Source organism: Pseudoalteromonas sp., assembly GCF_018402495.1.
GTDB lineage: Bacteria > Pseudomonadota > Gammaproteobacteria > Enterobacterales > Alteromonadaceae > Pseudoalteromonas.
Window position 1 is genome coordinate 237,247 of sequence record NZ_JAGYIU010000004.1, and the last position, 12,970, is coordinate 250,216.

At 40.0% G+C, this 12,970-nt stretch carries 12 protein-coding genes; 3 read left to right on the top strand and 9 right to left on the bottom strand.

The features are described from left to right. Positions 1-42 precede the first annotated feature (42 nt). Complete coding sequence (slmA, locus tag KG708_RS13440) at positions 43-630, bottom strand: nucleoid occlusion factor SlmA (protein WP_008113236.1); 588 nt, start codon at positions 628-630, stop codon at positions 43-45. 222 nt (positions 631-852) lie between these two features. Continuing rightward, positions 853-2,046 carry a bifunctional phosphopantothenoylcysteine decarboxylase/phosphopantothenate--cysteine ligase CoaBC gene (gene coaBC, locus KG708_RS13445; RefSeq protein ID WP_213610539.1) on the bottom strand — a complete coding sequence of 398 codons (1,194 nt, stop codon included), beginning with the start codon at positions 2,044-2,046 and terminating at the stop codon, positions 853-855. 141 nt (positions 2,047-2,187) lie between these two features. On the opposite strand from coaBC, the gene radC reads away from it, so the two are divergent. From radC to rpmG, 3 genes are all read left to right on the top strand, one after another. Continuing rightward, positions 2,188-2,862, top strand: coding sequence for a DNA repair protein RadC (gene radC, locus KG708_RS13450; protein ID WP_213610540.1), 675 nt, complete (start codon positions 2,188-2,190; stop codon positions 2,860-2,862). A gap of 274 nt (positions 2,863-3,136) precedes the next feature. After that, entirely contained in the window at positions 3,137-3,373 is a 237-nt protein-coding gene (rpmB, locus tag KG708_RS13455; RefSeq protein ID WP_008464111.1) for a 50S ribosomal protein L28, read from the top strand. Positions 3,374-3,384: 11 nt separating this feature from the next. Continuing rightward, positions 3,385-3,540, top strand: coding sequence for a 50S ribosomal protein L33 (gene rpmG, locus KG708_RS13460; protein WP_004587947.1), 156 nt, complete (start codon positions 3,385-3,387; stop codon positions 3,538-3,540). Positions 3,541-3,788: 248 nt separating this feature from the next. Here the strand turns inward: rpmG and KG708_RS13465 are convergent, their stop codons facing one another. The 7 genes from KG708_RS13465 to lptD all read right to left on the bottom strand — a co-directional run bounded on the left by KG708_RS13465 (position 3,789) and on the right by lptD (position 12,911). Beyond that, positions 3,789-5,804 (bottom strand): methyl-accepting chemotaxis protein, encoded by a 2,016-nt coding sequence (locus KG708_RS13465; protein WP_213610541.1) that lies wholly within the window; start codon positions 5,802-5,804, stop codon positions 3,789-3,791. Positions 5,805-6,274: 470 nt separating this feature from the next. Continuing rightward, positions 6,275-7,093, bottom strand: coding sequence for a symmetrical bis(5'-nucleosyl)-tetraphosphatase (locus tag KG708_RS13470; RefSeq protein ID WP_213610542.1), 819 nt, complete (start codon positions 7,091-7,093; stop codon positions 6,275-6,277). 14 nt (positions 7,094-7,107) lie between these two features. Then, complete coding sequence (gene apaG / locus KG708_RS13475; RefSeq protein WP_213610543.1) at positions 7,108-7,497, bottom strand: Co2+/Mg2+ efflux protein ApaG; 390 nt, start codon at positions 7,495-7,497, stop codon at positions 7,108-7,110. Then, complete coding sequence (rsmA, locus tag KG708_RS13480; protein ID WP_213610544.1) at positions 7,481-8,287, bottom strand: 16S rRNA (adenine(1518)-N(6)/adenine(1519)-N(6))-dimethyltransferase RsmA; 807 nt, start codon at positions 8,285-8,287, stop codon at positions 7,481-7,483. The genes apaG and rsmA overlap by 17 nt, the downstream gene beginning before the upstream one ends. Next, positions 8,284-9,276: a 4-hydroxythreonine-4-phosphate dehydrogenase PdxA gene (gene pdxA, locus KG708_RS13485; protein WP_213610545.1), complete on the bottom strand. Its 993-nt coding sequence runs from the start codon at positions 9,274-9,276 to the stop codon at positions 8,284-8,286. The genes rsmA and pdxA overlap by 4 nt, the downstream gene beginning before the upstream one ends. Positions 9,277-9,278: 2 nt before the next feature. Then, the gene (surA, locus tag KG708_RS13490; RefSeq protein ID WP_213610546.1) at positions 9,279-10,574 is read right to left on the bottom strand and encodes a peptidylprolyl isomerase SurA; all 1,296 of its coding nucleotides are present in this window, start codon (positions 10,572-10,574) and stop codon (positions 9,279-9,281) included. Between the two features lie 90 nt (positions 10,575-10,664). Continuing rightward, entirely contained in the window at positions 10,665-12,911 is a 2,247-nt protein-coding gene (gene lptD / locus KG708_RS13495) for an LPS assembly protein LptD (RefSeq protein WP_213610547.1), read from the bottom strand. Positions 12,912-12,970: the final 59 nt, after the last annotated feature.

Here is a 12,970-nt window from a genome sequence, read left to right on the forward strand (position 1 = left end):
ATTATTAAATTATCCAAAACCTAAAACCTAAAACCTAAAACCTTATAGCCAAATTTTTTGTAATTCTGGCCATTGTTTTTCAAATTGTTCACTTGGTCGTGCACTAAAATTACTGCGCACAAATTGGTTCATTTTACCCTCAACGTAGGCAAGTAAAAAGTTAGCGAGCGTAAGTTCATCGCTTTGAAAGTTTTTACCTTCACGCAATTTTCGCTCTCTTAGAATTTGTTTAAATTGGGTTTCTAGTTTTTCAAATAAGCCTTGTACACGTTCTCGAAGTCGCTCTTGTTCACCCTGAAGGGCATCGCCTGTTAAAATGCGTGTAATGCCTGGGTTTTTTTCAGCAAATGTTAGTAGCAGTAATAGGGTGTTGTATACGCGTGCTTTACTTTCTTTCTCGTTATCTAAAATAAGATTAATACGTGATAGCAGCGTGTCTTCAATAAATTCAATTAACCCTTCAAACATCCGTGCTTTACTAGGAAAGTGGCGATAAAGAGCGGCTTCAGATACGCCAACTTCTGCGGCAAGTTTGGCTGTTGTAATGCGCTGGCCTGGGCTGGTTTCTAACATTTGTGCGAGTGCTTGCAGTATTTGCTCTTTGCGATTGCTTTTTTTTGTCGCAGGCATGAACATTCCTTTTTAATAGTTATTTTTCTACATAAATGTGTGATAACACAGCTATTTGCCAAGTACTAAAGCGCGCAATATGCAGTGAAATAGTGTTTTCACATAATAAGGTAAAGTACCCGTACTGCGCAGGTGTTAAAACAGTTTAGTGCAGCAAGGTTACACTAAAAGGTCACAAGGCATTATCATGTTAATGTTTTATTCAGTTTGTTTCCAGCCTTTTTATAATCGCTTGGCAAGCTGTTCGATCACTTTAATCGCTATTTCTATTTTACTTGTTTCAGGTAAGTCGAGTTGTTCATTTTGCCAATAAAGGGTGAGTGCATTGCGCTCTGAATTAAAGCCTACATTATTCTGCGACACATCATTGGCGCAAATCATATCGAGGTTTTTATTAGTTAGTTTACCTTTTGCGTAATTAGCAACGTTCTGTGTTTCTGCGGCGAAGCCGACGGTGTAAGGGCGGTTTTGTGTGAGATTTGCGACCGCTGCTATCACATCTGGGTTTTTAACTAAGCTTAGGGTGAGTTCATCACCTTGTTTTTTCATTTTTTGCGTGGCGATATTTGCTGCGCGATAATCAGCTACCGCAGCACAGCCAATAAATGCATCACTTAAAGGGGCACACTTTAGGGATTCATGGAGTAATTGTTCAGCACTTTCTATATTAATTAAATTAACGCCTTGCGGTGCTGCAATCGTTACAGGGCCTGAAATTAAGTTAACGTGTGCGCCAAATGATAACGCAGCTTGCGCCAGTGCATAGCCCATTTTTCCTGAGCTGTGGTTTGATATAAAACGAACAGGATCGAGAGGTTCACGAGTTGGGCCAGCGGTAATGGTAATAGTTTTACCTGCCAATAGCTGCGGTTGAGTGGGTTCGGTGCATAAGCTTACTAATTCATGAGGTTCTAACATTCGCCCTGCACCTACATCACCACAGGCTTGCTCGCCTTTGCCTGGCCCCCACACAGCAATATTGCGTGCCTTTAAGGTCGCAATATTAGCTTGCGTTGCAGGATGAGCATACATTTGCTGATTCATCGCTGGGGCAATAGCTACTTTTGCGGGGGTTGCCAGTAATAATGTAGTGAGCAAGTCATCAGCAATTCCCGCGGCCATTTTAGCAATAATATTGCAAGTGGCAGGGGCAACTAAAATTAAATCAGCCCATTTTGCAAATTCTATGTGTCCCATGGCAGCTTCTGCTGAAGGGTCTAGCAATGAGTCCGACACCATTTCTCCACTCACTGCTTGCATTGTTAGTGGGGTGATAAAATGTTTTGCCGACTCTGTCATTACTACTTTAACGTCACAACCATGCTCTTTTAAGCGTCTTACGAGTTCGGCACATTTATATGCTGCAATTCCACCGCTTATGCCTAACACTATTTTTTTATTGGTTAAATTAATCATGGTTGTTCATCAACTTTATAAAATATGGTGGCTAAAATAACAAATCTTGGCCGTCACAGCTAAGATAAAATGCGTTTTATCGCGCGAAATTTTAAATTTGCATTACAGTTAATAGTAGATTTAATTTATCAAGGATGAATCATGCAATTAACATCACTTCCAACTTCTGTTCGGCCAAGAGAAAAACTGTTAGAAAAAGGTGCAAAGGCGCTGACTGATGCTGAGCTATTGGCTATTTTTTTACGTACGGGCTTACCCGGTATGAATGTGGTAGAGCTGGCACAACATTTAATAAACGAAAATAAAACCCTGCATAATTTGTTTAATGCCAGTATGGATGAGTTTTGTGCGCAAAAAGGGTTGGGAATGGCTAAATATGTACAACTACAAGCGGTACTCGAGCTTAGTCAGCGTTATATGCAGGAAGGTTTTCAACGCAACGCCGTTTTTAACTCTCCTCAAGCTGTTTATGACTATTTAACACTGCAAATGCGAGGCTTACAGCAAGAAGTATTTATGGTGCTGTATCTTGATAGTCAAAATCGATTATTAAAAGATGAAATTTTATTTTACGGCACGATTAACGCGGCCAGTGTTTACCCGCGTGAAGTGGTAAAAGCAGCCTTGAAAAACAACGCAGCAGCGGTGATTTTTTCACATAATCACCCCAGTGGTATTGCAGAACCGAGTCAGGCAGATAAGTTAATTACCAATAAATTATGCCAAGCACTACAACTGGTTGATATAAATGTGTTGGATCACATTATCATTGGTGGGGAAAAATGTGTTTCGTTTGCTGAACGAGGGCTTATTTGAATTTATTGTTCATAGATATGTGCTAAAAATGAGCGGTTTAGTGTGTTTTGGCAAATTAGTTTAATTTAAATGCAGTTTTTACTTTCCCTAAGGGCATTCGATCTTTATAATTAGCCGCTATCAAATTTACAAATGAGCTGGTTGGATAAGATCGGTATTTGATCTTTGCCTGTAAAAGCTGTATAAAGAGCGCCCTTTCGATTTATCTCTGGGGCACAAATACATGGCCTTAGGGGAAATTAAGCTCGAGCGAAGTTATTGGAGATATATAGACATGTCTAAAGTATGTCAAGTTACAGGTAAGCGTCCAGCGGTTGGTAACCACCGTTCACACGCGAGAAACGCGACTAAACGTCGTTTCCTACCTAACCTACAAACACACCGTTTTTGGGTTGAAAGTGAAAAACGTTTTGTAACATTACGCACTACTACTAAAGGTATGCGTATTATCGATAAAAAAGGCATTGACACGGTTCTTACAGAAATCCGTGCTCGTGGCGAAAAAGTTTAAGGAACTGAATTATGCGCGATAAGATCCGTTTAGTTTCAACTGCTGGTACTGGTTTTTTCTACACTACCGACAAGAACAAGCGTAACATGCCTGAAAAAATGGAAATCAAAAAATTCGATCCTAAGGCTCGTAAACACGTGATTTTCAAAGAAGCTAAAATCAAGTAATTTAGCTTTCTTTCAGAAATGTAAAAACCCAGCTTTTGCTGGGTTTTTTGTTTTTAAAATCTGAAATTATATCACTGTAATTATACCCATCGAATTAAACTGCAATTGACTTTGAATCGCTACGAGCTAAGCCGTTGGGTACTGTGTATTTAAGAGGTTATGCGCTGTTTAAGCGTGCCTGAGGCGTTTTATTGTAACTGTGCTAGGTAGAGCTGTAAGTAGCTCTAAGGCTACTTACAGCGCGATATTTATACTTTAAAGTTCTCTACTGATATTCTTAGTTCTTCGGCTAATTTAGCCACTTCTGAACTTGAAATATTAGTTTGTACAGCCCCCTCAGCTGTTTGTTCGGCAATAGCAACAATAGACTCTAAGCGCTCACTGATTTCTTGTGAAACATGTTGTTGCTCTAGTGCTGCTGTTGATATTTCTTCACTCACATTATGCGCTTGTGATACCGCCAAGGTGATAGAGTCGAGCGCACTATTGGCTAAGTCGCTTTGCTCAACACAAGATTCGGCGCGTTCTTTGCCTTTTTCCATGGCTTTAACCGCTTCTTCTGCACCAGACTGAAGGGATTCGATCATAGATTGAATTTCTTGGGTCGACTCTTGTGTTTTACTTGCAAGGGATCTTACTTCATCAGCAACAACAGCAAACCCTCGGCCTTGCTCGCCTGCACGAGCTGCTTCAATAGCTGCATTCAAGGCTAATAAATTTGTTTGCTCTGCTATGCCGCGAATAACATCTAAAATACTGCCTATTGATGCACTGTCTTTGTGTAGCTTATTAATAACACTTGATGCTTCGTCTACTTCGTGGGCTAGTTGCTCAATGGTTGCTTTATTTTGGTTAGAAATCCCTTTAACACGCTCTGCTTCTTTGTCGGCATTTTTAATTTCACTCAGTGCTTGTTGTGCACTATTACTTACTGTTTGCGACGTGCTGCTCATTTCAGTGGTAGCGGTTGCAGCTTGTTCTACTTGCGCTTGCTGGTTACTAATTGCTTTGCTTGACTCACCGGTAATTGTTGATGTTTGTTCTGAGGCTGCAGCAAGTTGCGTTGAACGTGAAATAATACCAGTAATTAAACTACGTAAGCTATCAATTAGGGTATTACAGCTTTTCGATAGCTCACCAAACTCATCTTTAGCGCTATCGTCTAAGCGTTGAGTCATATCGCCACTGGCTACAATATCTAAAATGCGGTTTACTTCCGCTAATGGTTTAGTAATACGATTAACCGTAACAATAGCAACTAGCACAGCAATAATCGTGGCGATAATCATGCCTATCCAAGTCCATAAATTAGCTGAATTTACGTCACTACGTACGCCTTTTTGCAAGCTAAATGCAACGCCACTGGCTTGTGCCACTAATTCATCAATTTGACTAAGCGCTGTTTTTGTCGCTTTTTCAGACTCTTCTAATTCTCGCTCGGTTGTGCTGATGGCATCAATAAGGCGTTTTTTATTTGCTGAGAGGCTGTCGTTACCTAGAATATTACTTTCAAGCGTATCTACATAACTTTTTAAGTCGTTAAACAAGCCGCTGTGAGTTTGCTCTATTGCAGGTTGTATAAGTGCAACGGTACGAACAACTTCTTCAAAATAATAGACTTGTTCATTTTTAATGATATCAAGGGTGTTAAGCGTTTTAACCGTTAGCATATCTGTGCTACTGGTAACGACAGACAAAAAGTTGTTTTCAAGGCTATTTGCAGCCTTATATGCGCGAGGATAGTTATCTTCTAAACCTTCAATGTCAATAATATCAAGTACGATAGAATTTGCATCTTCTGCTGCTAAATCTACAGTTTCTAACTGAGCTTTAAGCTGTTTGTTAAGGACTAACTGTGTATTTTTATCTTTAAGTAGGCTCTCTACAATACTTAAAAAGTTTTGGTAGGTTTGTTCAACTGCAAGGCTGCTTTTATTTAATTGCGGATCATCTTTAACAACCTGTTGTAATTCACGGTGTAAGTTATCAAAAGACTGCTTTTGTTCTTCTATTTGTGCTTTTATTGGCGCAAGCTCTTGAGCTGATGAAGTATGAAAGCTCGCTTGAGCGCCCTTACTCATCAAAATAAATTCAGCTTGTAATTGGGCGCTCTTGTTAAGTGCAGGAAGCGATAGTTGATTAACTTTTTGAGTTGAACGGTCTATATTTGCTATTTTTATTAAAGAGTTACCGCCAATAATTAAAAGTAATAGAGTGATAAATATAAAACCACCCCAAATGCGTTGACTCACTGTTAAATTCATATGATTTTCCATTCAAAAAATACGTCTATTAAAACTTATCGGCGTTTTCAATAATAAGTTAAGTAAATAAAAATAATTAATTTTTACTGTTAATAGTTAGTTATGCTAAAGCGCAATAATGCTTAATTACAAACCAAGCGAACTTAATATCACCTTCCAATTATGGGTTAAAATCATGGAAGTTGCCATTAGGTGTATATTATACCAATGCACAAAAACACTTAATCATCTTGAGAGGGCAAATTAGGCGCGAACTGCGTTAAAAATTTATCATTTAGAATAACTAAATGGTAAATTTTTGCCTTGCTATCGACACGATTTTTCTCTCTCAAAATAGCTAACTTAATTAAGCGAATTGGTATCATTCGATTATTAGAGTATTGCTTTTTTATATACAGCTGTGGCTTATTTGTAACCACTTGGTTTGGTGTACACTCTTAAACTTAACAGATGTATTAACTTTTTTCAGTTTATTTAGACAAAAGTTGTGATTTTTCTGAAAATGCTTGTTTAGTTTGTAGTTCTACTAAGGTCATCGAGCCACCCCATACGCACCCAGTGTCTAGTGCATATAGATGTTTATAGGGGGTTTTTCCTTTAAGTGCTGCCCAGTGGCCAAAAATTAGGTCGTGTTGAGCGTTAATAATTTTAGGATGAGCAAACCAAGGAATTAATGCTTGGCTATTTATTGTTGCTTCTTTTGCATTAAAGTCGAGCAGGTTGTCAGGGGTAATGAAGCGCATACGGGTGAAGTAATTAACGATGTAGCGAAATTTAGCCGCGTCATCAAGTTGCTCACTCCATTTTAACGGATGAGGTTGGTACATATTTTTAAAATAGAACCGGGCATTACTTTGGCTATAACAATGTTGCGCAAATTGTGCTTGTTGAATGGCGTGTGCGCACGACCAATCAGGGTTAAGCCCTGCGTGAGAAATAAAACAGCTATATTGATCCAAATAAAGAGCTAAAGGCTGAGTTCGTAAAAATGCGATGTAGCGGGAGAGTTTGCTGCTATTAAATAGCTCAGTGAGCTTATCTTTGGGGTTAGGTGCAACGTTATTTAAATAACAGGCAATCAGGTGTAAGTCATGATTGCCTAATGTGACACTTACACTGTCTTGATATTGATAAATATAATCAAGGCACGCCTTAGAGTCTGGGCCGCGAGCGACAATATCGCCCACTAAATATAAGTGATCTTTGCTAGGGTTAAAGTTGACTTGCTTTAACAATAAGCTAAATTCGTTAAAGCAGCCTTGTAAATCACCTATTGCGTAGTCGGCCATTGTTAGCTAGTTTATCAGTGTAAAATATTAGGGCAGGCTAAGCGAAATACGTTTATAGGCGCTTCAAATTCAGCACCAAACTCGTTACGTAACCTGTAATGTCCTTGCATGGTACCTACTGGAGTATCTATTATTGCTCCACTGGTATATTTGTAGCTTTCACCTGGTGCTATGTCAGGGGTTTCACCCACCACACCTTCGCCTTGCACTTCTATTTCTTTGCCGTTGGCATCAGTAATTAGCCAATAACGGCTTAGTAACTTTGCACTGCATAAGCTGTGGTTTTTAATAGTAACGGAATAAGCAAACACAAATTTATCGAGTTCAGGTTGTGATTGCTCTTCTACATAAAATGTTTCTACAGATACCTTTACAGGTGATCCAATATTACTGCTTGTTGTCATAAATCCAGTTAGCTATATCAATAAATTGTTGTAACGAAAGGCTCTCGGCACGCAAGGTAATGTCAATGCCTATGCTGGTTAATTCGTCAGCGGTTAGAAGGTTACCAAGGCTGTTACGCAAGGTCTTACGACGTTGATTAAACGCTTCTAAACACACTGTGTTTAATATTTTAACGCTTTTAGCTGTGCGCTGCTGTGCCTTTTTAGGAATTAAGCGAATAACCGCAGAATCGACTTTAGGCGCTGGTTTAAAGCATTCTGGCGGTACTTCTACCACCGGCATAGCATGGCAATAGTATTGAGTCATTACACTTAAGCGACCAAAGGTTTTACTACCTGGGCCTGCTACCATGCGCTTTACCACTTCTTTTTGCAGCATAAAGTGCATGTGCTCAATATGATCGGCAAATTCAAAAAGATGAAACAATAAAGGCGTTGAAATGTTGTACGGTAGGTTGCCGAATACTTTTAGTTTTTTGTCATCTTTAACTAGGCTTGCAAAATCAAATTTCATTGCATCGCCTTGATTTACGGTTAATTTTGGCCCTAAAAATGGGTGTTCAATTAAACGCTGGGCTAAATCTTTATCTAGCTCAACGACCGTTAAATGGCCACTTAAATCGGCAACAGGCTCGGTAATAGCGCCAAGGCCAGGGCCAATCTCTACTAAATTATCTTGCGGCTGGGGATCGATAGCGGTGACGATTTTGTCGATGATTGACTCATCGAATAAAAAGTTTTGGCCAAAACGTTTACGGGCGCGGTGTCCTAAGTGTACTTTATCGGTCATTGATTTTGTGCTTTTTCATGGGCGAGCTTAATTGCTTCGCGGATCGCTAATTCAAAACTGCCAACATCAGCATCGCCTGTACCTGCTAAATCAAGCGCAGTACCGTGATCGACTGAAGTGCGAATAAATGGAAGGCCGAGAGTTATATTCACTGACTTACCAAATCCTTTGTATTTTAGCACAGGTAATCCCTGATCGTGATACATAGCCAGCACTGCATCGGCTTCATTTAGGTATTTATCTTGAAATAGGGTATCGGCTGGTAAAGGCCCGATTAAGTTCATCCCTTGGGCTCTTAGTAGGTCGAGCGTAGGCGTAATCGTGTCGATTTCTTCGCGGCCTAAATGGCCATCTTCACCGGCATGTGGGTTTAAGCCACAGACTAAAATACGCGGTTGCTCAATGCCAAATTTAGTTTTTAAGTCATGATTAAGAATATTAGCGACTTTAACCAGTCGCTCTTGCGTAATCGCACGAGATACATAAGCAAGCGGAATATGGGTTGTTACTAATGCAACACGTAACCCTTCGGTGGCTAATAACATAACCACATCGGCAGTACCTGATTGCTGAGCAAAGTACTCAGTATGGCCACTAAAAGAAATGCCGGCTTGGTTAATAATACCCTTGTGAACAGGTCCCGTAACAACGGCATCAAATGTTCCATCCATATTCTTTTCACTGGCAATACGTAATGTATCTAGCACGTATTGGCCATTGGCATCATTCAGCACGCCCAATTCAACTGGTTCGGCTAAATCAATTTGCTTAATGTATAAGCTACCTGCAGCAGTAGGCATTGCTTTGGCTTGTTCATTAAACTCAATTAATTGAATATTTAAACCTAAGTGCTTAGCACGTTGCTTTAATAGCGATGCGTCTGCAATCGCGACGAGTTGTGCATCCCAGCTGTGCTGTGCCAGTTTTAATAGTAAATCTGGGCCAATGCCTGCAGGCTCGCCGGGGGTTATTGCAATTCTTAAGGTCATAATTATTCGTCTATTGGGAAAATTTCAACATGGGCTTGTTCACGCATTTCTTGCTGCCAGTTAAAGCTTTCTTCTTTAAATTTACGATTAAACAACATGCCATGTGCACGATTGCGTTTTGCTTGCTCGGTTTTATCGGCAACGCGTGTATCTAATAATTGTACAATGTGCCAGCCAAATTGTGTTCTAAATGGTTCGCTGATCTCGTTTTGATCAAGTGATAGTAACGTATCTCTAAACGCAGGCACATAGGTGGTTGGATCAGTCCAATCGTATTGTCCGCCTTTTAGTGCTGAGCCAGGATCTTGTGAGTGCTCTTTAGCAAGTTCCGCAAAGTCAGCATCGCCGGAGCGTAAATCTTTAACAAATCCTGCGAGCATAGTGCGGGCTTTTTCTTCACTTAAAATGATTGAAGGCTTAATGAGGATATGACGTGATTTTACTTCCGTGGTTTCTACTACTTGGCGGCCACGTACATCTTGCACTTTAATGATATGAAAGCCTGCACCAGAACGAAGTGGACCAATAATCGCATCTTTCTTTTTACCTTTTACAGCTTCTGCAAATAATGATGGCATTTCGTTAATGCCCATCCAGCCTAATTGGCCGCCCTCAAGCGCTTTTGAGCCGCTTGATGATGAAATAGCAATGCGCTTAAATTCTTGACCGTCTTGTAGTAGTTCAATTACTTTGTCTGCGCGTGTTTTTGCTGAGCTTACATCTTCTGCTGAGGCGCCACTTGGAATATCGATAAGGATGTGGCCAATATCGTACTCTTCGGCATTTTGGCCTTGGCTATCCATAATTTTTAGTAAGTTATCAATTTCTTGGTCACTTACATATATACGACGATCTACGTTTGCACGCGTGACTTGTTGCGTGGTTATTTCTTTACGAATTTCTTCGCGGTAAGCTTGAAAACTTTCACCTGAGGCTTCAATGGTGCGGCGCAAATCAGCAATGGTACCGCCTTGCTCTTTAGCCATATTTGCAAGTGTTTGGTCAAGCTGGCTATCTGAAATTTCTAAACCCATGCGCTCAGCCATTTGTATCATCAAAGCTTGGTTAACTAAGCGCTCAATGGCTTGAACACGAAGAGTTTCGTCTTTTGGTAGCTGTTGATTTTGTTCTTCTGCTTGTTTTTTTACACGCTCAACAATGGTGTCTACTTCACTTTTTAAAATAACGCCCTGGTTGACAATACCAATCACTTTATCTATTTCGACAGGAGCGGCAAATGCATTTTGGCATAAGCTAAACGTTAAAACTGCTGATGTTAATAATTTTTTTAAATTCATATTCTTTTTACTACTCTTACTAATAGTACTGTTGTAATGCTAGATGCAGCTATATAGTTATTTGTAAACGTTTACTATAAATAAAGCTACTTAGTCATTAAGAAAATACGGCCTACGATAACCAAAAATACCTTGTTGTAATAACTTTTGAGCATCGTAACGGCTTTTACTACCAAGCCCTTTTAATACAAAATTCAAACGAATGCTCGAATCAAAAGTGGCTTGGGGTTGCCCGATTGACTGATTTAAATCAGTTTCAATTTGGCGATGGCCAGTAATTTGGAACGCCCAACAGCACGATTCGTACTGTAATCCACTAAATACTTCAATACTGCGGTTATTATCAAGATCGCGATGGTAACTTGCAATAAACTGCCATTCGTCACTGATAGGGATGCTTGTAAATAAGCCCGCTTGCTCGATTGTATTTCCTGAGACATCATTTGCATAGCGATGGTTCAATTGAACCAGCTGATTATCGTCACCTTTATAGTCTAAGGTTACATTTGACTGGATAACTTGCTTGCCATCCGTGTCGTACTGAATACCACCGGATAAATACCAGCGACGGTGCCAATGTAACATGGTTTGTGCCGCAAACAAGGCATTGTAGTTACTGTCGCTGTTAAGTCCTTGCTCTGTAGGCTTGGCTGAATCGCTTAAATAAAAAATTTGCCCTGCGCTGAAATTAAACACTTCTTCATTTTTATTATCAAATAAACGAGTGGTTGCCCCAAGTGTAAACTGATTCGCTGCAGCAATTCGGTCAACACCTGAAAAACGTGCATCCCTAAATAGACCAAAAAAGTCATCTTGTAACTTAGTCGTATCGTATAAACCAATATCAGACTGGTCTTTATTAGGTGTATATAAATACTGAATTTGTGGCTCTAGGGTTTGAATACCATCGTCAATAAAAATTGAAGTATCACGTTCAAAGTTAAGCTGAGAATATAAGCGCACTTTTGGCAATGTACGCGAAACACGATCGCTATACTGAGTGCCTTGTAAATTGCCATCTTGTTTATAGTTAGTTTGCAGTAAGCTGACTTCAGACAAAAACGACCATGCATACTCTTTGTAATCAAAGCGCGCTTTAGGCTCTATGTGTACACGCGTTGCTTGGTCAATAATCGCTGAGCTGTTAGTAAAGTGGCTTAGCTCACCTGAAACACTAAAATTAAAATAATCAATTTCCCACGGTGTGGTTTGTGTAAAGCTAATTTGTGGTAACGCCGTATATGATTCTAAGTGGTCACCGAGTACTTCAAAGTTTTGTATTTTAATGTCAGTACGCCACATTTCGCCCATATGGGTTAGCAAGCCAGTACGATAAAGTTGCGTATCGGTTTTGCTTGCATAGCTAGAGTTTAAATCGGTGAGGTAGTTGTCATCACTCACGTTAGTAATATCTAGACTGGCCCGCCAGTTTTGTCCTATATAACTTTTTTGTTGCCAATGAAACAAAAAGCGTTCGTCAAGCTCAGGCTCTGAGTCATCTTTATTTAAGTACTCTACAGCCACTAAGCCTTGATGCTCTGGGGTTAAATATCTAAATTCAGTTTGTAGCTGTAACCCTTTACGCGACATATAACGCGGAGTAATGGTGGCATCGTAATTAGGAGCAATATTCCAATAGTAAGGGGTAATCGTTTCTAATCCATAGCGATCTGAACTTGAAAAGCTAGGTGTTAATAAACCAGATTTGCGACGCTCATCAAGTGGAAACGTAAAATAAGGTAAATAGAGCACTGGCGTATCTAAAATACGCAGTACGGCATTGTAGGTTTCACCCCAGCCCTCTTCACGAGATAGGTTTATTTCATCGGCTTCAATAGCCCACACTGGCGTATTGCCTGGACAGGCAGTAAAGCTTGCATTCATCAGCACTAAGCCAGACTTATCGATGGTGAGCTTTTCTGCTCCGCCTTTGCCTTGTTGTTGTGTTAGGCTATATTGTGCGCCTAATAAGCTAAATGCTGAGTTATTTAAATCGGCATTTAAGCCTGTGCTTTGAACTTTGCTTACATAATCGCGATAGGTAATTGGGCCTGTGGCATTGAGTAAGCCACGCTGTTTATCTATCAGTGCTGATTGTGCGGACAAACTCATGTTAACGGTGTTAATATCAACATTGCCAGTAAATTCTGCGCTTTGTGTGCCTAAAAGTTCAACATCATCAGCGCTGATGTCAACCGTCCCAAGCTTAAGGCCAGCAAGCGGTTGCCAAGCTCTGGTTTGCATTGAAGTGCCACAAAGTGTGTGTGTCAGTTCAGTTTCGGCAAGCGATGGTGCGCTTAGTACGCTTAGCATCAAAATGCCCCAGGTTTTGCTCATTTATCGACCTTTATGCTCTGTAATTAGTTATAAGCTATACATAATAAAGGAAAACAAAG